At 51.7% G+C, this 21,833-nt stretch carries 18 protein-coding genes; 8 read left to right on the top strand and 10 right to left on the bottom strand.

Annotated features, from left to right (window positions below):
* Positions 1–161: 161 nt before the first annotated feature.
* On the bottom strand, positions 162–1,061 hold the full coding sequence (gene dapA / locus B9T62_RS16065; protein WP_087916184.1) for a 4-hydroxy-tetrahydrodipicolinate synthase: 900 nt from the start codon (positions 1,059–1,061) through the stop codon (positions 162–164).
* 120 nt (positions 1,062–1,181) lie between these two features.
* On the opposite strand from dapA, the gene B9T62_RS16060 reads away from it, so the two are divergent.
* The 4 genes from B9T62_RS16060 (at position 1,182) to B9T62_RS16045 (ending at position 7,802) form a co-directional block, all read left to right on the top strand.
* Complete coding sequence (locus B9T62_RS16060) at positions 1,182–2,096, top strand: LysR family transcriptional regulator (RefSeq protein WP_087916183.1); 915 nt, start codon at positions 1,182–1,184, stop codon at positions 2,094–2,096.
* Positions 2,097–2,216: 120 nt separating this feature from the next.
* Positions 2,217–4,100 (top strand): molecular chaperone HtpG, encoded by a 1,884-nt coding sequence (gene htpG / locus B9T62_RS16055; protein ID WP_087916182.1) that lies wholly within the window; start codon positions 2,217–2,219, stop codon positions 4,098–4,100.
* Between the two features lie 203 nt (positions 4,101–4,303).
* Positions 4,304–6,079, top strand: a complete 1,776-nt coding sequence (locus tag B9T62_RS16050) for an ABC transporter ATP-binding protein (protein ID WP_087916181.1) — start codon at positions 4,304–4,306, stop codon at positions 6,077–6,079.
* Positions 6,072–7,802 carry an ABC transporter ATP-binding protein gene (locus B9T62_RS16045; protein WP_087916180.1) on the top strand — a complete coding sequence of 577 codons (1,731 nt, stop codon included), beginning with the start codon at positions 6,072–6,074 and terminating at the stop codon, positions 7,800–7,802. The genes B9T62_RS16050 and B9T62_RS16045 overlap by 8 nt, the downstream gene beginning before the upstream one ends.
* A 627-nt stretch (positions 7,803–8,429) precedes the next feature.
* Here the strand turns inward: B9T62_RS16045 and B9T62_RS16040 are convergent.
* The 5 genes from B9T62_RS16040 to B9T62_RS16020 all read right to left on the bottom strand — a co-directional run bounded on the left by B9T62_RS16040 (position 8,430) and on the right by B9T62_RS16020 (position 13,125).
* On the bottom strand, positions 8,430–9,458 hold the full coding sequence (locus tag B9T62_RS16040) for a DUF4179 domain-containing protein (RefSeq protein ID WP_087916179.1): 1,029 nt from the start codon (positions 9,456–9,458) through the stop codon (positions 8,430–8,432).
* A complete protein-coding gene (locus tag B9T62_RS16035; protein ID WP_087916178.1) occupies positions 9,451–9,954 on the bottom strand; it encodes an RNA polymerase sigma factor in 504 nt (167 codons plus the stop codon). Before B9T62_RS16035 ends, B9T62_RS16040 begins: the two co-directional genes overlap by 8 nt.
* Before the next feature lie 653 nt (positions 9,955–10,607).
* A complete protein-coding gene (locus tag B9T62_RS16030; protein ID WP_087916177.1) occupies positions 10,608–10,904 on the bottom strand; it encodes a hypothetical protein in 297 nt (98 codons plus the stop codon).
* 334 nt (positions 10,905–11,238) lie between these two features.
* Complete coding sequence (locus B9T62_RS16025; protein ID WP_087916176.1) at positions 11,239–12,114, bottom strand: glycoside hydrolase family 43 protein; 876 nt, start codon at positions 12,112–12,114, stop codon at positions 11,239–11,241.
* A gap of 135 nt (positions 12,115–12,249) precedes the next feature.
* A complete protein-coding gene (locus B9T62_RS16020; RefSeq protein WP_087916175.1) occupies positions 12,250–13,125 on the bottom strand; it encodes an AraC family transcriptional regulator in 876 nt (291 codons plus the stop codon).
* Positions 13,126–13,311: 186 nt separating this feature from the next.
* Here B9T62_RS16020 and B9T62_RS16015 point away from each other — a divergent pair, with 186 nt between their 5' ends.
* Positions 13,312–15,384 (top strand): beta-galactosidase, encoded by a 2,073-nt coding sequence (locus tag B9T62_RS16015; protein ID WP_087916174.1) that lies wholly within the window; start codon positions 13,312–13,314, stop codon positions 15,382–15,384.
* A 230-nt stretch (positions 15,385–15,614) separates the two neighbouring features.
* On the opposite strand, the gene kduD is transcribed toward B9T62_RS16015, so the two are convergent.
* From kduD to kduI, 3 genes are all read right to left on the bottom strand, one after another.
* Positions 15,615–16,370, bottom strand: coding sequence for a 2-dehydro-3-deoxy-D-gluconate 5-dehydrogenase KduD (gene kduD, locus B9T62_RS16010; RefSeq protein WP_087916173.1), 756 nt, complete (start codon positions 16,368–16,370; stop codon positions 15,615–15,617).
* Between the two features lie 134 nt (positions 16,371–16,504).
* Positions 16,505–17,260 (bottom strand): DeoR/GlpR family DNA-binding transcription regulator, encoded by a 756-nt coding sequence (locus tag B9T62_RS16005; RefSeq protein WP_087916172.1) that lies wholly within the window; start codon positions 17,258–17,260, stop codon positions 16,505–16,507.
* A gap of 33 nt (positions 17,261–17,293) precedes the next feature.
* Positions 17,294–18,127 (bottom strand): 5-dehydro-4-deoxy-D-glucuronate isomerase, encoded by an 834-nt coding sequence (gene kduI, locus B9T62_RS16000; RefSeq protein WP_087916171.1) that lies wholly within the window; start codon positions 18,125–18,127, stop codon positions 17,294–17,296.
* A gap of 252 nt (positions 18,128–18,379) precedes the next feature.
* On the opposite strand from kduI, the gene B9T62_RS15995 reads away from it, so the two are divergent.
* From B9T62_RS15995 to ybaK, 3 genes are all read left to right on the top strand, one after another.
* Positions 18,380–20,047, top strand: a complete 1,668-nt coding sequence (locus B9T62_RS15995) for a hypothetical protein (protein WP_087916170.1) — start codon at positions 18,380–18,382, stop codon at positions 20,045–20,047.
* 178 nt (positions 20,048–20,225) lie between these two features.
* Positions 20,226–20,477, top strand: a complete 252-nt coding sequence (locus tag B9T62_RS15990; protein WP_087916169.1) for a YolD-like family protein — start codon at positions 20,226–20,228, stop codon at positions 20,475–20,477.
* 101 nt (positions 20,478–20,578) lie between these two features.
* Positions 20,579–21,055 carry a Cys-tRNA(Pro) deacylase gene (ybaK, locus tag B9T62_RS15985; protein WP_087916168.1) on the top strand — a complete coding sequence of 159 codons (477 nt, stop codon included), beginning with the start codon at positions 20,579–20,581 and terminating at the stop codon, positions 21,053–21,055.
* A 5-nt stretch (positions 21,056–21,060) separates the two neighbouring features.
* On the opposite strand, the gene B9T62_RS15980 is transcribed toward ybaK, so the two are convergent.
* Positions 21,061–21,813, bottom strand: a complete 753-nt coding sequence (locus B9T62_RS15980; protein ID WP_087916167.1) for a YdcF family protein — start codon at positions 21,811–21,813, stop codon at positions 21,061–21,063.
* Positions 21,814–21,833: the final 20 nt, after the last annotated feature.

Raw genomic sequence — 21,833 nt, 5'->3', positions numbered from 1 at the left:
GGTGTGGGAATTTAGTTGCGCTTTGGCACTTATTTCCTCAAAAACTCACATTTGTGCGGATTTAAGTGCTGATTTGCACTCTATACACAAAAAAAGGTTATCCCGGAGAGTCTAACTCCGCAGATAACCTTCTCAATAAAATTAGTATGCAATTCTCGCAATCAGGAAGTCAGCCTGACCGCATCCGGCTGTTGCAGATGAACCTGCAGCTCCTCGGCCAGTGCGCTTGTGATGGAGGTCAGGGGCAGCCGCAGTGTATCCGAGGCGATCTCGCCCTGCTCCTGGAGCAGCCATTTGATCGGAGCCGGATTGGATTCCTTGAACAGCAGGGTCATCAAGGAGCGCAGCTGTTCAAAGGCGGCTTCAGCCAGCTCCTGCTGACCAGCGGCGAAATAATGGTAGATCTGCAGGAAATCGGCGGTCTGCACATTGGCGGAAGCCAGCATGCCGCCGGCAGCACCACAGCCGAGCATCTCCAGGAAATGCAGATCATCGCCGCATAATACCGGCTTGGAGCGCAGACGGGCCAGCTCGGTTACCAGGTTCGGACTGCCGGAGCAGTCCTTCAGGCCAACGACATGCTCCATCTCGAGGATGGTCCGCGCCGTATCCAGGGTCATGCCTACGCCGGAACGGCCCGGAATGTCATAGGCAATGATCGGCAGGCCTACCTCTGCCGCCTTGCGGAAGTGGGCAATGATGCCTTCCTGCGAGGGGCGGCTGTAATAAGGCACAACGACCAGCGCGGCATCAGCGCCAAGATTGGCGGCCAGCTCTGTCCGCTTCACGGTGGAGCGTGTATCATTCGTGCCGGTACCCACGACCAGCGGAATCGTTGTGGATTTCAATAACTCACGGGATACGCCGACCAGAAGCTGCAGTTCATCCAGAGATACGGTTGGGGATTCTCCAGTAGTCCCATTGACGACCAGACCTTGAATGCTGTTGTTGACTATGTTCTTCACATAACGCTGATACGAATCCAGATCAACTTCACCGGCAGTGCTGAACGGGGTTACTACAGGTACGTACACTCCATAAATCTGCTGTTCTGTTAACATAAATTATCGGCCTCCAAAAGATTTAGTTCTTCTAATCATACTCTAACATGGATTATTTCATCGGCGTTAGCTATAATAAGTGATAGGTATCATCAATAATGTTGATGTTAGGGTGAGGTCATGGATTTAACCTATTTAAGAACCTTTCGTGAAGTGGCGAAGCGGCAGAGCTTCACACGGGCTGCCGAGGAGCTGGGTTATGCCCAGTCCAGTGTCACCATGCAGATTCAGAAGATCGAGAAGGAATATGGGGTTCCGCTGATCGAGCGGCATGGCAGACAGCTGCGGCTTACCCCGCCGGGGGAAGAGCTGCTGAAGCTGTTTGTGGAGATACTGGATCTGTATGACCGGTCCAAGGAAACCATTGCCCAGCAGATCGGGGGAACACTGACGATTGGCACCATTGATTCGCTCGCTGCCTTCTATCTGCCGCCGTTCCTGCAGCAGCTCCGTACGAAGTTTCCGGGGCTGAACATTCATCTGCAGACCGAACAAGAAGCGAATCTGTTGTCCAAAATCAAAGACGGCGAGGTCGATATTGGCTTGATGCTGGACCGGGGCACGGCGGATTCACAGCTGGAGCGTACCACCATCCGCGAGGAGCCGCTGGTGCTTGTCGCACCAAGCAGCCATAGTCTGGCGCTTCAGCCGAATGTCACGCTGCCGGATCTCAACAATTGCGAGTTCATCGTCTCCGAGGAGAGCTGCATCTACCGCAGCCTGTTCGAGAATCTGCTCAAGACACATGGCATCAATTTCCGGATCGGCTTCGAGCTGTCCAATCTGGAGGCGATCAAGCGCTGTGTGATGAACGGGCTGGGCATTGCGCTTTTGCCAAGGATTGTGGCGGAAGAGGAGATCCGGCGCGGCTCGCTGACGGCCTTGCCTTTTGTGCACCCGGAGATTTATCTGGATCTGCAACTGCTGCTTCATCCCAAGAAGTGGAAGTCACAGCCCTTGCAATTTCTGATTCAGATGCTGCTGGCGGATGCCCAGGCAGAGGCTGCGGCCTTGAAACCGGCTATTTCTGAGTAAGATATTGACAACAAAAAACAGATCGTGTTATATAAAAGAAGGATTAGCACTCATGATAGCGGAGTGCTAACACTTCGATGCTGGACAAACTGTTTATTCTGAAAGGAGATTTACGTATTCATGGCTAAAAAAGAGTTCAAAGCGGAATCCAAACGATTGCTTGAAATGATGATTAACTCCATCTACACCCAGCGGGAAATTTTCCTGCGCGAACTGATCTCCAATGCAAGTGACGCCATTGACAAAATCTATTACAAAGCCCTCTCCGATGAAGGCCTGGTGTTCAATAAAGAGGATTATTACATTAAAGTAACCGCCGATAAGGCGACCAGAACGCTGACGATTGAGGATTCCGGAATCGGGATGACCCAGGAGGAGCTGGAGAACAATCTGGGTATTATCGCCAAGAGTGGCTCGCTAGCTTTTAAGAAAGAGAACGAAGCCCAGGACGGACACAACATTATCGGCCAGTTTGGGGTAGGCTTCTATTCCTCGTTTATGGTGGCGGATGATGTGACGGTGGTGAGCAAGGCGCTGGGCAGCGCAGAAGCTTTTAAATGGGAATCGAAGGGTGCGGACGGGTATACGATTGAGCCTTACGAGAAGGACACCGTAGGTACCATCGTTACGCTGAAGATCAAAGAGAACACCGAAGACGACCAATACGACGAGTATCTGGAAGAATACCGCCTGAAGTCGATCATCAAGAAATACTCCGACTTTATCCGCTTCCCGATCAAGATGGACGTCAAGGAGCAGAAGCCCAAGGAAGGCGCCGAAGGCGAATTCGAAGAAATTGTCCAGGAGCAGACGGTCAACAGCATGGTGCCGATCTGGCGTAAGAACAAAAACGAGCTGACCGCTGAAGATTACGACAACTTCTATGCAGAGAAACGTTACGGCTTCGACAAGCCGCTTAAGCATATCCACATCAGCGCCGACGGTGCCGTGGTTTACAACGCGATTCTGTTTATCCCGGAGAACACCCCTTTTGACTACTACACCAAAGAGTATGAAAAAGGGCTGGAGCTGTACTCAAACGGCGTGCTGATTATGAACAAATGCGGCGATCTGCTGCCGGACTACTTTAGCTTCGTCAAAGGAATGGTCGATTCCGAGGATCTGTCGCTGAACATCTCCCGTGAGATGCTGCAGCATGACCGCCAGCTGACGCTGATCGCGAAGAATATCAAGAACAAGGTCAAGGGCCAGCTGCAGAGCCTCTTGAAGGACGAGAGAGACAAATATGAACTGTTCTACAAGTCTTTTGGCAGACAGCTGAAATTCGGGGTCTACAACGATTACGGCATGCACAAGGATACGCTGCAGGACCTGCTGATGTTCCACACCTCCAAGGAGAAGAAGCTGGTTACGCTGGACGAATATGTATCGGGAATGCCTGAAGACCAGAAGTTCATCTATTACGCTTCCGGTGAGTCGATCGAACGGATTGAGAAGCTGCCGCAGACGGAAATGGTTTCCGATAAGGGATTTGAGATTCTCTATTTCACCGACGATATTGATGAATTTGCGATCAAGATGATCCAGTCCTATAAGGAAAAAGAATTCAAATCGGTCTCCAGCGGCGACCTCGGAATCGAAGCGGATGCGGCGGACAAGCCAACGGAAGCGGAAGAGAATGAGAACAAGGAGCTTTTTGAAGCGATGAAGGGCATCCTGTCCGGCAAGGTCAAGAATGTCAAAGCCTCCAAGCGGCTGAAGACGCATCCGGTCTGCCTGTCCACAGAAGGCGAGCTGACGATTGAAATGGAGAAAATCCTGAAGTCGATGCCTAACGGCGGCCAGGAAGTGGAAGCGGACAAGGTGCTGGAAATCAACATTCATCATGAGGTGTTCCAGTCGCTGAAGGCTGCGTCCGATAAGGATCAAGAGAAGCTTGCCCTGTACACGCATCTGCTCTACAATCAGGCGCTCCTGATCGAAGGTTTGCAGGTCAATGATCCGGTGCAGTTCACCAACGATATCTGCAAAATTATGGTCTAAACGGTGTCCGTTACGGATATCGTATCCATGCAAATTCCCTCCCGGGCAGCCGGGGGGATTTGTTTTTATGACTATATTGAAGCCTGTCCCGCAGGACGGTGTATGAAGCGGTGTATGAATATGAAAGCAGATATGGCATAATCATAATTGATGCTTACATAATTCAGGTTCTACAATACTATTAATATTGGGTGTGAATTGTTGTGTTCAAAATTGCAGTATATCTAAAACCTTACCGGAAAGAGGCAATCATCGGACCTATCTTCAAGCTGCTCGAGGCGATCCTTGAGCTGCTGCTGCCGACGATTGTCGCCCTCATTATCAATAACGGCATCGGCAACCAGGACAGCGGATATGTGTACAGGATGGGAGGGCTGATGGTGTTAATGTCAGTGCTTGGCTTCGGCTGCTCCATGATCTGCCAGTATTACGCTGCGCGCGCTTCTCAGGGCTTCGGCACGAACCTGCGCAATAAGCTGTTCCGGCATATTACCGGCCTGTCCTATGCGGAGCTGGATACCTTTGGTGCGTCCTCGCTGATCAACCGGATCACAAGCGATGTCAACCAGCTGCAACTGGCGGTGGCGATGCTGATCCGGCTGGTAATCCGTGCGCCGTTCATCTGTATTGGAGCAATCATCATGTCGATGCTGCTCGATTTCCGGCTGTCACTGATTCTGCTGGCGGCTACACCGGTGTTTGGCATCATCCTGTATCTGATCATTACACGCACCTCGCCGCTCTACCGCAAATACCAGCAGAAGCTGGACAGGCTTGCGCTGGTGCTGAGCGAGAATCTGTCAGGGATCCGCGTGATCCGTGCGTTTGCCAAAAGCCGCCAGGAGCAGCAGCGCTTTCGCGCCGCTTCCGAGGATCTGACGGCGACGGCGATCCGGGTCGGCCGGATAGCGGCCTGGCTGGGGCCACTGACTACGCTGGTGGTCAATGCGGCTATTATTGCCATCCTGTGGGTCGGGGGCATCCATATCGATGGCGGTCGTCTCTCACAGGGCGAGATCATTGCTTTCATCAACTATGTCACCCAGATCCTGCTGGCGCTGATCGTTGTCTCCAACCTGGTGATCATCTTCACCAAAGCTTCCTCGTCCGCGAGCCGCGTAAATGAGGTGCTGGCAGTCACGGCTTCGATTTCAGATTCAGCTGCAGCGCGGATTCCGCAGGCTGGTGCGGCTTCAGAGCAGATCCAGGCAGCAGCCGCAGCAAACAGTGTTCCGGCGATCCGCTTTGAGCATGTGTCGTTCGGATACAACAAGACCGGTGAATATGCGCTGAAGGATGTGTCGGCGGTCATTCAACGCGGGGAAACCGTGGGACTGATCGGCAGTACAGGCTCAGGCAAATCAACCTTCGTCAACCTGATTCCCCGTTTCTATGATGTATTGGAGGGTGAAGTTCAGGTTGGCGGACAGAATGTCAAGGATTACAAGCTTAGGCAGCTGCGGGAGCAGATCGGGATGGTGCCGCAAAAAGCGATGCTGTTCACCGGCACGATTGCCGACAATATCCGCTGGGGCAAGGAGGGCGCTGCCGCAGAGGAAATCGCAGCAGCGCTGCGCATCGCCCAGGCGGAAGAATTCGTCAGCAAACTCCCTGACGGCCTGAACACCCAGGTATCGCGCGGCGGACTGAATCTGTCCGGCGGGCAGAAGCAGCGGCTGACCATCGCCCGAGCAGTTGTGGGCCAGCCGCCGATCCTGATCCTGGACGACTCGTCCAGCGCGCTGGATTTCGCCACCGATGCGGCCCTGCGGCGCTCGCTGAAGGAGAGCAGCAGCGAGATTACGCTGCTGGTTGTATCCCAGCGGGTCAGCACGGTCCGGCAGGCGGACCGGATCATTGTCTTTGAGGAAGGGCGGATTGCCGGGACGGGCACGCATGAGCAACTGATGGACAGCTGTGCGGAGTACAGGGAAATCTGCCTGTCCCAGCTGTCTAGTAGGGAGGCAGCAAATGAATAACAAACAGACCTGGAACAGACTATTGGTATATATGAGGCAATACCGGGGGATTTCGCTGGCCGCCGCCATCTTCGCGGTACTCAGCGTGGTGGCCAGTCTGGTCGGGCCGCTGCTGATCGGCCGGGCGGTCGATTTCATGACCGGACCGGGCGAGGTTGACTTCCCGGCTGTACTGCGGCTGCTGGGTATACTGGCAGCGGTCTATTTCATCGGCAGCTTCTTTGGCTGGCTGTTGACCTATTACACCAACCGTTTAGCTTACCGTACGATCTATGATATGCGCAGTGAGCTGTTCGACAAGCTGAATGTGCTGCCGCTTAAATTTCATGACAACCACCCGCAGGGGGACAGCATCAGCCGGTTTGTCAATGATATGGATGCCGTCTCGGACGGGCTGCTGCAGGGCTTCTCGACACTGCTGACCGGTGTGATCACCATTGCGGGAGCCGTGGCGCTGATGCTCTATATCAGCCCGGTCATGACGGTTGTAGTGCTGCTGTCAGCGCCCGCTTCCTTCTACGTAGCCAAATATATTACCCAGCGCTCCCAGCAGCTGTTCCGGGAGCAGGCGCGGATTCTAGGCGGTCTGAACGGCTATGTCGAGGAGATGGTGGTAGGACAGAAGGTGGTTACAGCCTATGGATTTGAGGAACGGGCTTTCGCAGATTTTGAGCGGCAGAATAACGAGCTGTATCAGACGGGCATGAAATCCCAGTTCATCGGTTCGTTGTCTAATCCGTCGACCCGGCTGGTGAACAATATTACCTTCTCTGTAATCGCGATGATCGGCAGTGTGCTGGTTATAATGAACCATCTTAGTGTCGGTGATCTGTCCAGCTTCCTGATCTTCTCCACCCTGTTCGCCAAGCCGTTCAATGAAATAACCGGTGTGGTAACCCAGCTTCAATCGGCGACAGCCTCTGCACAGCGGATCTTCACGACGCTGGACCTGGAGCCGGAACGTCCGGAAGCGCCGGGGGCACCGGAGATGGGTAACGGTGCGGGCACCATTACGTTCAACCGGATCAGCTTCGCGTATTCACGGGACCGGCCGTTGATTAAGGACTTCAGCCTGGAGGTCAAGCCAGGTACCCGCGTAGCCATCGTCGGTCAGACAGGAGCAGGCAAAACAACACTGGTTAACCTCCTGATGCGCTTCTATGAAGTAGACAGCGGCACCATCGCGATCGATGGTGTGAACATCAACACCCTGACGCGGGACAGCCTGCGGCGGAATTTCGGGATGGTGCTGCAGGAGACCTGGCTGTTCGGCGGCACCATCAAGGAGAACATCGCTTACGGCCGCGCGCAGGCTACAGACGAAGAGGTCGTGGCCGCTGCCAAGGCGGCTAATGCGCACAGCTTCATCAAGCGCCTGCCGGAAGGCTACGATACGAAGATCAGCGCCTCGGGAGACAACCTCTCCCAAGGGCAGAAGCAGCTGCTGACGATAGCCCGTGTCATGCTGGCTGATCCGCCGATGCTGATTCTGGATGAAGCGACCAGCAGTATTGATACGCTGACCGAGGTGCGGATTCAGAAGGCTTTTCTGGCGATGATGGCCGGGCGCACCAGCTTCGTGATTGCTCACCGCCTGTCGACGATTCGTGAAGCGGATGTGATTCTGTTCATGAAGGACGGTGATATTGTGGAAAGTGGCACGCATGAGCAACTGCTGGCAACAGGCGGTTATTATGCGGGGCTGTATAACAGCCAGTTCTAGTTGGAGCGTAGACTTTTAGGCGTTTAGTTGCTGAGAAGACAAGTGAAGTGCCGACCTATTCCGATTCGAAGCAATCTGGAGCTTTTTTAAGTACAAAATGGGTTTCTGTTTTGGCCGCGGTATGCTGATAACATCAGAAAACACCGCTCGGTGGTGGCTTCAAAGGTTCTGACTCATGAATTAGTTGCGAATACGCATCTAATTAGCAGTTTTTTATCATTTTTGAGTAAATAGTTGCAAAAAGGCACTTAATTCTGACGTTTGAGCGTAAGAGGACTCATTTATTCGAAATTAGTTGCAGAATCGCACTTAATCGCCTGTTGGATGATGATTCGGCAGGAATTAGTTGCACTTTCGCAGTTAATTGCCCTAAAGTCTCGAACCATGCTCAAAAGCAATCGTTACGCAATATATGAAATTGAGAATGAGGAAGTGAAACGGACGAATAAAGTCCTAGACTGACGCTGTTTTTTTAACTATCGTTCCCCATTAAGTTTCCCGTTAATAAATCGGAACCATCTTTGTCACAACTCCAAATAGCCCCCTCACGCCTAGCCAAGCTAGACATAAGGGGGAGCATTTGAAGCTTACTTTAACTAGCTAGATTATTAGTAATGTAGTGGAGATTCAGTCTTTTATAAGAAATGCTTTGTCAAAGAATACGATAGACGCGATTTCCTTATCATTTATAACATTTTCAAACGTTTTAATTGTAAGCAGTTGGTTACTTAATAAATCGCTTCGCGCTAATCCGGTAAAAATACTGGTCGTTTCTGAGGTGCCATCTTTATATTTTATCGTGATAGGGAAGTTATCCAAATATTCGTTTTCACCAATTTCCTTTAATCCGCTGGCGGCATTGTTAATCTCCTTCAATGATCCGCTATCAATCATCAAAGTAATTGAAATTGGCGAGACGGAGATCGTTTTTAATATTGCCTTATAACCAAACAGCGTCATGTTTTGATCAATCTGATAAAGGGTCGAGTACTTCTTGAAATCTAGCTTAAAAGCGGTTTCCCAAGAACCCGGAATGACGGTTTCAAAAATGCCGGGAAGCGGATCTGCAGCTTGTAAATCATAGAGTTTCAAATCAATGGTTTGACCCGCTAAGGAACTGTCGGTCATTATATTCATGACCAAGCTAATTTTATTGTCATTAGGATTCCCATCGTCGAGCACCTCAAATCCTGTACTATGAAAGCTTTGATTTGTCGTAATCATAGTATCAAAACGGTATCGCGCCGCATTTAGAACAGTGGCTTCTGGAGCAGTAAAGTCCATTAAAATATAGGTTAGATTGCTGTCGCCGATCACTTGCTTAATGGTAAGTGATCCATACTCATTTTCCACTTTTTTGTTCACTACATAAGCGCCATTGGACAAATATGCCGTCTGCTCGTTATTTGCCGGTTTAAGAAATTTTATAAATGCTTCATCTAATCCCATATATGCCGCTGCAAAAGCCGTTGTCGTTAAACAAACCATCAGCACGGCAGCCAGTAGGGCATATCTTACAGGTTTCACAGGAGTAAATCTTCTTTGCCTTTTATGTTCAACCTGGCTTGGCATTAAAATGTTATGAAACGTTTTTTCTTTTTGTTCGGTTCTTGGCGTAAGAGCTTCAAAAATCTGATTAATATTTTTGTTACTCAATATAATTCCCTCCCAAATCCATCTTGAGGCGTTTGCGGCCTCTGAATAGTTGCGTTTGGATCGTGCTTTCTTTGTGTCCTAACATCTCTGCTATTTCTTTTACCGTGTACTCCTCGAAATAGTATAGATATAAAACTGTTTTGTATTTTTCGGGAAGTGAAAGCAGTTTTGCTAGCACCTTGCCGGATGGTTCATTACCATTCCAAGAAACAACTTCCGGCAAAGTGTCTAAAGCCACACGACGGGTTGTCCACCAATTTTTAAGAACGTCTTTACAGTGATTTCGGGTAGTTACCATCAGCCATGCTTTTTCATGCTCGTGGTCATTGAAAGCCATGGGGGATTTAATTAGTTTTAGAAATACAGATTGAACAGCGTCTTCAACATCAACGGGATTCTTCAAGTATATAAAGCAAAGTCTATAAACTAGATCTGCACGCCGTTGATAGAGTTCGGCCAATTCTTTATCCGTACGCAATAAAGAATTGTATTCCATTTTTTCGCCTCCTACATTCAACACGATTGATGATTCCAAAATATCTCATTACCCGGTTTTATTTTTTTTCATGATATAAAAATTGTGATCACCTGGACGATCTCCTGGTGGTTTTTAATTCCCAAGACAAAGGACCCGCCAAGGCGGATCCTTCTGCTGATTTATGGAGCTATCGTTCTTCGTTAGTTTAATGATGAATCAAATTCTTGACGCCAATACCAAATGATGTTAACTTTTTTGGTGATGAGAGGTGAAGAATCATGAAAGTTCACGAATGTCCTATTTGTAATATCAACAGTAGGGATTGTATCATCGTCCTCCAGAATGCGTTGCACCCTACAGAAGAGAGACTAAAGTGCATTATCTGTTCCTGGAGCGGAAAGTGGTCGGACATGAAAGTGCAGGATATCCAAACAAACTTCGAACCAAGTAGCCCAGCCATCAAACCGATTACCGACTATGGTGTTCTTCATTCAGATCAAATTAGACTTACATATACAGGAGGTTGTTGCCCTCATTGTGGGGGGGATGATCCTTTATGCTGGTGCCATACATTTTAGGACAGGCATTACTATTTAAGCATCCTGCGCGTTAGCTCAACGAGGCTTGCGTTGTATGCCGGCAGCCTCGTCCTGGTTATCCTTAAGCTATACTTACTCCTGGTTAGCCAACTTATCCTGCCTTCCGAACGATACCTTTGAAGAGAGGGTGTTGGACTGCAAACTATCAGATGCACCATATATATCTGGGACGTGGTGTTTGTTCAGTACCAATCCCCGAACAATATCAAGCAGAGGAAATAGTGTTTGCAGTTTCATTTCTGACAATTCCTCTGGCGTCAAACCGATACTCACACCATATAGTTTCTGAAACGCAATCTTAATCATAATAGTTTCTTCCATAGATAATTTTTTTAGCAATAAGTTTAGCCGATATTCCTCAATGCGCAAGAGTTCCACCTCCCTGTAATAACAATAAAGTTACGCTAGCCTGCCCATTAACTTAATAACGCTCCGTCAGTATAGAACTTTATTTTCTCAGTGTAACTCTTTATTTTCCTAGTCTACAACTTTATACGGCTTGCCTGTGATTCCTGTACTGAAAGACTTGGTGGAATTTGTTGGATGGTTACGTAGCCCTTTTGAAAGTACCCATTTGGTGTCGTATAAACAACTAATGGGACACGATTGTGGAAGCAGAAGCAGCGGACCTCTTAAGTAAGAGGTTCGCTGCTTCTGCTTCTTGCCGTTTATTAAGCTGGTTCAATGTCTCGCAGCGCAAGCGTTACTCCGCAGCAACAACCCTTAGCGTACCGTCCACCTCAACTACCTCCAGCAGCAGCGGACGTTCCTGAGGGTTGATGTTGGGCGAATGGATCGCCAGCAGCAGCTTGTCCTGGAAATCGCGGAACAGCATACCGTGGCCGCCGTCCTCGCCATATAGCGGAGTTGCGTCCTGGGTCCACGGACCGGTGATGTCACCGGAGGCGGAACGCGCCAGGCCCATGGCATAACCCTTGACGCCGCTGCTGGACCATAACATCAGCAACTCGCCATTCGCGCAAGCGTAGAGGAATGGACCGTCAGTGACATATTGGCCTTCCTTGCCGCCTACCGACCAGGGGGCCTGGGAAGCACGGAACAGCAGTATAGGCTCAGCTACAGCTGCGCTCAAATCGTTTGCAAGCTGCACCGCATACATCTCGCCGTCGGTCACTTCGATCCATTCCCGGCAGAAGACCATCCAGGGCTTGTTCTGCTGATCCACGTAGAGCGTGCCGTCGAGACATTCCCAGCCCGTAGGTGTTACCGGCTGGGCACTGTTCGGCACATAAGGACCCTCCGGCTGATCTGCAACCAGAATCTGTGTTGCACGCGGAATACCGTCGGCCTTAAATGAGGCGAACATGTAGTACTTGCCATTGTAGCGGTGAACCTCTGGTGCCCAGAAGTGATGGTCAGCCCAGAAATCGGCCGCTGGAGTAAACGCGCTCAAAGGTCCCGACCACAGCTGCAGATCCTCGCTGACATACACATCGAAGCCCTGAGGACTGCCGCTCCAGGCGGTTGCTCCGGCTGTACCGAACATATAATAGCGGTTCTTCTCGGGAACAGGCAGGATGTAAGGATCGCGGAAATTAATTTCGGATAGAGTAATCATAAACTGCCTCCTAGGAATTGGTTCTAATCTAAGGAACGGATATCATCTCTGAGAGAGGACGGTACAGTCGTTTCTTCTTGCAATCTCTACGTATCATAAATCAGCCTGACTTGAATGGGAAGGGAAGAGAAGAGCTTAAAGCTGCTTCGCTTGCGACCCATGCAGGCGTTTAAGCATAACACCCGGCGTACAGCCATAAGTGCTGCGGAAGACGCGGATGAAGTAATTGGTCTCCATTCCCAGCTGCAGTGCGATATCCTGAACGGAGACTTGGTCATTCTCGGTAATCATCTGCAACGCTCGCTGCAGGCGCAGATTCTGCAGGTACTTATGCGGTGTGACGCCGTATTCCTGCAGGAACAGCCGCTGAAAATGCTGTACCGAATAACCGACCGCTCCGGCAAGATTGGAGATCAGCAGCGGCTCGGTGAAATGCTCGTTGATCAGGCGGACTGCCTTCTGCAGGGCTTCATTGCGCACGGCCTGAAACTCCAGCCGTCCGGGACCGGCTGGAGGCGCTTCCGGACGGCGAAGCAACAGGAGCAAGCGGTACAGGGCTACGGACAGCTCCAGCATGATATGGTCGTCCTGACGGGCGGAGGCCTGCTGGTGGACGGTGTGCCAGATACTGCCTATCGACTCCCAGCATAGCTCGAAGTCCAGCGGGCGGAAAGGTACGGAGGGCAGCGTTCCCCCGCCCTGGAGGAAGCCGTCGGCGGCAGCGCCATAAAACCCGATAAAAGCGATATGCCACGGTTCATGGGACAGCGGATAATATTCGTGGCCACGATCCCCGGGAAAGGCAAACGCCATGCCTGGCAGCAGCTCCGTTTCCGTGCCGTTCTCCATATCCCGGAACAGCCCGCTGCCGCTGCGGATCATAAAGACCTGGTGCACCGGGAAGCCACCCGGACGCACGTGATGATACTGAATATGACGCCCGACAGAATAAGGGAAGACAGGAAACACTTCTGGGGCGCGGGGGTTCTCGATCAGGGAGAAAGGGAGCATAACTACACCTCATGTTCAATTTGTGCTAGTAAGTAGAGCGTATATTCCTAACGCTATATATTATTTATTGTATATTATAAATAGTATAAAGCATAGTTCATCATTTATGCAGGGCATACTGAAGATGTTCATCAGAGATTAGTCCCATTCATAGATGAGCTTATAATGAAAGGATGAATCCTACCTATGAGTACAAAACTTCCGGCAATCAGTAGCAAAGTGCCAGTGATGTTGCACGGAGCCGATTATAACCCCGAGCAATGGCTGAAATATCCACATATTTTTGAAGAAGATCTGCGTCTTATGAAGCTGGCAGGCTGCAATGTGATGTCTGTTGGCATTTTCTCCTGGGTATCGCTGGAGCGTGAGGAAGGCGTATTCACTTTTGAATGGCTGGACCATGTGCTAGATTCTTTTGCTAAGAACGGCATCTACGCTTTCCTGGCTACCCCAAGCGGAGCCCGTCCGGCCTGGATGTCGGACAAGTATCCTGAAGTCCTGCGTGTGGAACGCAACCGTGTCCGCAACCTGCATGGGGTACGCCACAATCACTGCTTCACTTCTCCGGTCTACCGGGACAAAACAGCGATCATCAACACCAAGCTCGCTGAGCGCTACGCTCATCATCCCGCAGTAATCGGCTGGCATATCTCCAATGAGTTCGGTGGCGAATGCCACTGCGACTATTGCCAGAATGCCTTCAGAGACTGGCTCAAAGTCAAATACAACAATGATCTGGAAGAACTGAACCATGCCTGGTGGGCCACTTTCTGGAGCCACACCTACACCTCGTGGGATCAGGTGGAATCCCCAGCCCCGCACGGCGAGAACCAGCTGCATGGCCTGAATCTGGATTGGCGGCGGTTTGTCAGCGACCAGACGATCAACTTCTGCCAGCATGAGATGGACGCCGTGCGCAGCTTCAATCCCGAGCTGCCTATCACCACAAATATGCATATGATTGACGCCATTGATTACCGCAAGCTGGCCAAGATTCTCGACGTAGTCTCCTGGGACGCTTACCCGGATTGGCATTATACCACAGATGACGACGATGCCCGTCTGGCCGCCTGGACAGCGATGCACCACGATATGTACCGCACGCTGAAGCAGAAGCCGTTCCTGTTGATGGAGAGCACACCGTCCCTGACGAACTGGCAGATTGTCAGCAAGTTGAAACGACCGGGCATGCACAAGCTGTCCTCGCTTCAGGCCGTGGCACATGGCTCGGATTCGGTGCAATATTTCCAGTGGCGCAAAAGCCGCGGCTCGAGCGAGAAATTCCACGGTGCGGTCCTCGACCATAGCGGACATGCGGAAACCCGTGTCTTCCGTGACGTGGCCGAAGTGGGCCGGACATTGGCTGGCATGGACGAGGTGGTAGGTACGACGACCCCGGTACAGACAGCGATTATCTACGACTGGGACAACCGCTGGGCGGTGAAGGATGCACAGGGCATCCGCAATTCCGGGCTTCATTTTGAAGAAACAGTTCTGCAGCATTACCGCGCACTCTGGGAGCAGGGTATTCCGGTGGATATTATTGGCATCGATGATGATCTGTCCGCCTACAAGCTGGTCATTGCTCCCATGCTCTATCTGATCAGCGAAGCCAACGGCAAACGGATCGAGCGATTCGTAGAGCAGGGCGGTACCTTCCTGGCGACCTATTGGTCTGGTGTTGTCGGCGAAACGGATCTCTGCCATCTGGGAGGATTCCCCGGGCCGCTGCGCAGAACACTCGGCATCTGGGCAGAAGAGACGGAAGGACTACACAGCCGTGATCTGAACGGCTTGGTTATGCAGCCGGGCAATATGCTGAAGCTGAGCGGCGATTATGACGCCCATGAGATTGCTGAGCTGATCCACCTGGAAGGCGCGGAGGCTCTTGGCCATTACCGCAGTGATTTCTATGCTGGACAACCGGCGCTGACCGTGAACCGTTTGGGTGAAGGACGTGCGTACCACCTGGCTACACGTGTCAAAGACAACGCCTTCTATACCGAGCTGTATGCGGCGATTGCCGATAAGGCTGATATTAGACGCACCCTGGATAGCGAGCTGCCGATTGGCGTAACCGCAGCGCTGCGCTCGGATGGAGAACAGGATTATGTGTTCGTACAGAACTTCAGCGGCAGCCCGCAGACCGTGGAGCTGGACGGCAGAGAATATACGGACCTGGAGTCAGGCGCCGCTGCAGGTAAGATGCTGGAGCTGCCGGTGAACGGCCTGGCTATGCTGAGAAGAAAATCACTTTAATAGATCCACTGGCGGCAGTAATCTCCCGCTGTAATCAACCGGCACTCACAGGAGTTATCCTGGGCTGCCGGTTTTTTGCATTTCTGCAGGGTGATGAATTATACTGTTGGGCAATAAATCAGGGAAATACGCAGGAGTATGGAAGAAGACGCAGGAATAAGGATAAATACAAAAAGGGAGGCTGTCCATTGTGGACAGTCTCCCTTAATTCTAAGCAAAATAACAAGCAATTATCTAGCCAACCATCCGCCGTCTACATTCAGAATGTGTCCGTTCAGGTAGTCGGAAGCTGCGGAAGCCAGGAATACGGCTGGCCCCTTAAGATCTTCAGGAGTTCCCCAACGAGCTGCTGGAATACGGTCCAGAATGGAGTCGGAACGGCTCTGGTCGGCACGGATTGGTGCAGTGTTCTCAGTAGCCATGTATCCAGGTGCAATGGCGTTGATGTTCAGACCGGAACCTGCCCATTCATTGGCGAAGGCTTTGGTCAAACCGGCAACGGCGTGTTTACTTGCAGTGTAGCCTGGAACGTTGATTCCGCCCTGGTAGGAGAGCATGGAGCAGATGTTGATGATTTTGCCGTTTCCTCTTTCCAGGAAGTGGCGGCCGGCGATTTGGGACAACAGGAAGACGGTGTTCTGGTTCAGGTTGATTACGTCGAACCAGTCTTTTTCGCTGTGGTCTTTGGCTGGAGTACGGCGGATCATGCCTGCGCAGTTCACAAGGATATCTACTTTTCCAGTGAATTCAAGGGCTTTGTCGAACATAGCCTGCAGCTGAGTGTGATCACTCAGGTCGGACTCCAGGCTCAGTGCTTTTACGCCAAAAGCTTCGGCAGCCTTTACGGTTTCTTCACTGCTGTTAAGGGAAGCGGAGATTACATCTGCGCCTGCTTCAGCGAATGCCAAAGCGATACCTTGTCCAAGACCTTGGGCTGCGCCCGTTACGATTGCAGTTTTACCTGCCAAGCTGAATAATGTTGACATATTTGATTACCCCTTTATTGTTGATGTTATTAGGTTTAAAATATAAAAATGTATATGTTGCACACTATAAGTTATCCTTCTATTTCTCGCAGAAACGGTTACCGTCCCTAAAGGGACGGTGAAGCCGTTTCTACTTAGCCACATTCAATGTTCACGCCGATACCGCGAAACTGCTCTACAATCTCAGCAGACAGCCCTTTGTCCGTCAGCACCACGTCAACTTCCTGGAGGGAAGCGAAGGTGCGCAGCGCCGTTTGGCCAAATTTGTGGTGGTCGACAACCGCATAAACTAGGCTTGCCGTAGAGACAAGCGCTTGCTTGTATTCAATGAAATCTCCGGTATAAATGGAGAGGCCTTGCTCGATGTTGACAGCCGTAGCCGACAAAAAAGCTTTTTGTATATTCAGAGTCTTCACATACGCTACCGCCTCGGGACCGGCCAGCATGTTGCGAACGCGGTAGCCGCCGGGGACGACCAGACGGATATGATCCTTCGGGACCAGCTCGCTGATGATATAAACATCATTGGTTATAACCGTAAGCGGCATGTTGGCCAGCCTGCGGGCAATCTCCAGCGTGGTGCTGCCGCCGTCCAGAGCCACGATATCATCAGGCACAATATGCGACAGTGCGCGCAGGGCAATCTCCGTTTTCTCTTCGGAATATTTGTCCAGCGGGTCCTTGGAGGGAAGTATGCCGAATTGGTCGCTCTGCGCCAGCACGGCACCGCCGTGTACACGCTGTATCAACCCTTGCTCCTCCAGCTTGCTTAAATCCTCGCGGATGGTTTTGCCGGTGACCTGAAGCTTCTCGCTCAGCTCATGTACAGTAACATCCTTTTGGTTCAGCAAAACTGCCATAATCATCTCATGCCGTCGTATCGGGTTCATCCGCCTGCCTCAGCTTTCCGTAGTGTTTTCCCTCTATTGTAATTCTTTCATGGATACGGGGTCCATATCATCATATCTTTTGTTGTCGCCAGCCATACTCCAGATGAAAGTATAGTTATGAGTTCCAACGCCGCTGTGGATCGACCAGCTTGGGGAAATTACGGCTTGCTCGTTGTGCATTACGATGTGACGGGTTTCTGTAGGCTGACCCATCAGATGGAACACAATTGCATCGTCTGGAAGATCAAAGTAGAAATAAGCTTCCATGCGGCGCGGGTGGGTATGGGATGGCATTGTATTCCACATGCTGCCTGGTTTCAGCTGGGTCATACCCATGACGAGCTGTGCGCTCTGCACGCCATTGGCGTGGATGAAACGGTGAATTGTACGCTCATTGGAGTTCTCGCTGCCGCCCATTGCACCGGATTCGGAAGTTTCCAGGGTTGCTTTGGCAGTAGGGTAAGCCTGGTGTGCAGGTGCGGAATTCAGGTAGAACTTCGCTGGAGCTGCAGCATCGGCGCTCTTGAATACTACATCTTTGGAGCCTTGGCTCACATACAGGCATTCTTTATTGTCCAGTTCAAATTCCGTTCCATCGACCACAACTGAACCTTTGCCGCCGACATTGATTACGCCCAGCTCGCGGCGTTCCAGGAAATAGCTGACTCCCAGCTCTTTCAGGTCGGTTGTCAATACAACCTCTCCGTTTACCGGATTAGCTCCGCCGACAATCATCCGATCCTCGTGCGTCAATACAAGCTTCAATTCATCCGGAGCAAAAATCACTGGGATATGGAATTCCTTGCGCAGGCGTTCAGTGTCAAACTGCTTAACCTCATTGGGGTGGGATGCGAAACGTCTTTCCATTGACTATTCAATCTCCTTCGTAAACTATATTTACGTTCGTATATGTACAATTTAATTCATTTAGGTTCATTTAGCAAGAGATAATCTTTTTTAGTACGTTTATTTTAGTTTATTTATGTTGTGAAAAGATTGCCAGATGAACCGAAAGCGTGCACAATAGACCTAAAAAGCAACGCCGGAGCATCCTGCGGCAGTGTGCTGCAAGCTTTCTAATTATTAATTATATGAAGAGGTATGGAGGGAACAAACGTGATGGAAGATTTAACGGACGAACGAGATTTTTATAAGGAAAGACAGCTGGAGATTATGCAAAAAGTGGCTCTGGAAGCTGAGCGGAGACCGCTGCTTGACAGCGGCCTGTGGTTCCATGATGACGTGCGTAACAACTTCTATTATGCCTCTTACCTGTTTGCTGCAGCGGTGGACGAAGAACTGGCTCTGCCGTTTGACAGGGCAGCCGCCAAAGAGAAAGCGGAGGCGGTGCTTAAGGAAACGCTGCTGCTGCAGAACCGCCAGCCGGGAACCAAACTGTACGGGCATTGGCCCCTGGGACTGAACCCGCTGCCGCGGGAAGCGGAGCCGCATGAGCTGCCGGTAGAGATCATGGGGAGCCTGCTTGCCTATTTCTGCAAGCGTTATAATTCCTTATTTAACGCAGGGCTGCGGGTGGCGATGAATACGGCAATGGGGCATATCTACCGCAGCGATTTCTTCCGCAAGCCTCTGACCACCTTCGGGCATCATGAAGCTAAATATACGGCAGCGAAGTTGATCTTCGGGCAGATGTTCGAGGATGCTGAGCTGCGGGAAGACGGTAAGCAGAGCCTGGAGGAGACGTTGAAGCAGATCAAACAGAGCGGAATGCCGGAGTATGGCAGCCTGCCGTGGTTCTGGCATTGGGTGCAGGCGTTCACCTGTGCCTGGGAGCTGGAGACGGATACCGAGGTGAAATCCGAACTCGCCGCCATGCTGGATCATTTATGGGAGGAACGGGCCGACGTCTATCTGAAAGGGGCCTGGGTTGGTCCTCATTCCAGAGGCTGGCCGCATGATGTGCCTGCGGACGGCAACCCGCTGCACGATTATGTACAGTTTGGCGACTTCCCGCTGCCGCCAGCCATCCCGCGCACGGAATATGCCGGCTTCCTGTTCTACGAAGCGCCAGCACAGGTCCGCGCCCTCGCGCTTGACCGCAAAGTGCCGACAGAGGTGACCAAGGTTACTCAGAAGATCGTTCCCGGCACCGCTGCTGCCCTGCCGCTGCTGCACACCTATGCCTATATTACTGAGGAATTTGCAGCAGGCGGGATGTGGGAGCGTGTGGAGGAATTCGACAACGAACAGCTGCGCTGGGCGTATTCGCTGCCGCTGACTGGCCAGGAGGGCGCGAACCAGCTGTTTTTCTTCCATCCCGGTGAAGGCTGGCGGCCTGGCGATCTGCGTCACCAGAGTCCTTACTCGGAGGTGCTCTTCCACCGTAGTGCTGTGCTGGCGTTGTATCCGGTGCCGCAGGGGGATGAAGATACGATTATCGGTGTATTGCCTTCCGGAACGTGGCTGCAGCAGGATAGAGCGATTTATGGCCTTGCCGGCCAGGCGTATTTTGCCATCTTCTTATCCCATGACTATGGGCTGAAGGCCCGGGAAGGGTATACGGAAGTAACCGCAGCAGGCATGCCCGGCGGGGTCGTGGTGGAAGCGCTCGGCGTGAAGGAAGCTATGCTACAGGGAATTTCCGGGCTGGAGTCATTCGCAGAGATGATGAGCGCCAAGGCGCCGCGCTTTGAGACGGTGGGTACACTTCAAGTGGCGTATAACAGCATCGATGGGGCCTCGCTGCAGCTGATTGCTTCGGCTGGGGATGAGCCGCAGGCGTTGCTGGACGGGACGCCAATCACGCTTGAACATTATACGGTATAATTGGAGTCATCTGAGGGTTCCTCGCCTTGCCTGGGCGGGGGACTTTTTTACAATTTTAGCGCCAATGCTACACAGATGTTTCCTGATGGATGCCAGGGCAGGACAGGTCATGCTATAATAAATAAGAGCATTCATACGTAACATTTATGAATTTGCAATGACTTATTGGAGGAATAGCGTGGCAAAAGCAAAGGTGGCCAAACGGCCGACAAGAGATGAATTTGTCCTTGAGGAGCTGGGCAACCAGCTGGTGGAGGCCAAGCAGGAAGGCTCGGAAATTCTGCTGACCGTGTGGGGCAAAGAAGATGAGGTGCGTGGCCTGATTGTCGAGATGGATTCGCGGACCGGCAGAGTGCATGTAGCCCGTAATGAAGAGATTACCAAGGTTCCTTTTATGGATATTATGCAAGTCAATTATCCCAGAGATTAATTGGAGCGGTACAAGAGGGAGGTCCAGCAAGCCGCTAATGGCATGGGCCTCTTTTTAAATTCAACATGCAGGCAAGCCTGATCAAGAAAGGAAGAATGAAGATGCAGGTGACCAAAACCAATGCACTGCGTATTCTGGATGCGCAAGGTATAACATATGCGGTTCACAGCTATGACAACGAGGAGGGAATGATTCATGGCACGGCTGTAGCGGACAAAATCGGATTGCCGCCGGAGACGGTATTCAAAACGCTGGTTGCACATAGCGGCAACCGGCTGTATGTCTTCGTCATTCCCGTCGGCGAGGAGCTGGACCTCAAAAAGGCCGCGCGGGCGGCCGGTGAGAAAAAGATCGAAATGCTGCCGGTCAAGGATCTGCAGAAATGGACCGGTTATATCCGTGGAGGCTGCTCCCCGGTAGGGATGAAGAAGCTGTATCCGACCTACATAAACAGCAGTGCTGAGGTGCTGGAGAAGATTGCGGTCAGTGCAGGCCGAATTGGCCTGCAAATGGAGTTGTCCCCGCAGCTGCTGGCCGGTGTGGTGGCCGCTGAATTTACCGATCTGATCCAATTGTAGCGTTTCTAGGGCTTCAGCTTGACGGCCAGCAGTCCCAAATATTCCTTAAGCGCTACCCCGGTAGTCGAGACCGCTCCGGCAAACGGGGTGAATTTGTTGGCATAGAGCGACATGGGGCGGCTGGCCTGATAGTCGGTCGGGTACGCCAGCGCCGTCAGCCCGGCCCGCTTGAACAGCGCCATGCTGCGTGGCATATGGAAGCCGGAAGTAACTAGTATGGGACGGGCGAAGCCGTGCTCTGCCATGAGTCCAGCGGTGTTGGAGGCATTCTGTGCCGTATTGAGCGAACGGTTCTCGGCCAGAACATCTTCCTCCGGGATGCCGAGGCCTATCAGCTGCCGCCGGGCAATATCGGCCTCATTGCCGCTGTCGGCATACACCTGGCCGCCGGAGAACAGAATCGGCAGGCCGGTCTGCCGATACAACCGCGCGGCAGTCAGCAGCCGATTGGCTGCAGAACCGCCCAGATTGCCCTCTCCGTCCAGATCGGGGGTGCCGGAGGTGGCTCCCCCGCCCAGTACAACAATAACGTCACCTTCTACGGCAGCAGGCTGTGTATATTGCCGTTCCAGACTGCTGATCAGCGTGTCGCTGACCAATGGAGTCATCGACAGATAGAGCAGCAGCGTTACAGCAAGCAGAACTTGCGCCGGGCGGCGGTTGTGTTTCCACAGCCAGACCACCATCCCCAGCAGCAGCACAACAAAGATTCCAGGCGGAAGCACAAAGCTGTAAATGAATTTAATGAGATAAATCAAGCAGGTCACCAACTTTTCAG

Origin of the sequence: Paenibacillus donghaensis (genome assembly GCF_002192415.1) — a bacterium.
Taxonomy (GTDB): Bacteria; Bacillota; Bacilli; order Paenibacillales; family Paenibacillaceae; genus Paenibacillus_AQ; species Paenibacillus_AQ donghaensis.
The sequence above is the reverse complement of the archived record's forward strand: the minus strand, read 5'-3'. Positions and strand labels throughout refer to the sequence as shown.

Coding starts and splice junctions, on each gene's coding strand:
- htpG (WP_087916182.1), top strand. CDS start 2,217: ATGGCTAAAAAAGAGTTCAAAGCGGAATCCAAACGATTGCTTGAAATG.
- B9T62_RS15995 (WP_087916170.1), top strand. CDS start 18,380: ATGGAAGATTTAACGGACGAACGAGATTTTTATAAGGAAAGACAGCTG.
- dapA (WP_087916184.1), bottom strand. CDS start 1,061: ATGTTAACAGAACAGCAGATTTATGGAGTGTACGTACCTGTAGTAACC.
- kduD (WP_087916173.1), bottom strand. CDS start 16,370: ATGTCAACATTATTCAGCTTGGCAGGTAAAACTGCAATCGTAACGGGC.
- B9T62_RS16060 (WP_087916183.1), top strand. CDS start 1,182: ATGGATTTAACCTATTTAAGAACCTTTCGTGAAGTGGCGAAGCGGCAG.
- ybaK (WP_087916168.1), top strand. CDS start 20,579: ATGCAGGTGACCAAAACCAATGCACTGCGTATTCTGGATGCGCAAGGT.
- B9T62_RS16035 (WP_087916178.1), bottom strand. CDS start 9,954: ATGGAATACAATTCTTTATTGCGTACGGATAAAGAATTGGCCGAACTC.
- B9T62_RS16025 (WP_087916176.1), bottom strand. CDS start 12,114: ATGATTACTCTATCCGAAATTAATTTCCGCGATCCTTACATCCTGCCT.
- kduI (WP_087916171.1), bottom strand. CDS start 18,127: ATGGAAAGACGTTTCGCATCCCACCCCAATGAGGTTAAGCAGTTTGAC.
- B9T62_RS16015 (WP_087916174.1), top strand. CDS start 13,312: ATGAGTACAAAACTTCCGGCAATCAGTAGCAAAGTGCCAGTGATGTTG.
- B9T62_RS16005 (WP_087916172.1), bottom strand. CDS start 17,260: ATGAACCCGATACGACGGCATGAGATGATTATGGCAGTTTTGCTGAAC.
- B9T62_RS16020 (WP_087916175.1), bottom strand. CDS start 13,125: ATGCTCCCTTTCTCCCTGATCGAGAACCCCCGCGCCCCAGAAGTGTTT.
- B9T62_RS16045 (WP_087916180.1), top strand. CDS start 6,072: ATGAATAACAAACAGACCTGGAACAGACTATTGGTATATATGAGGCAA.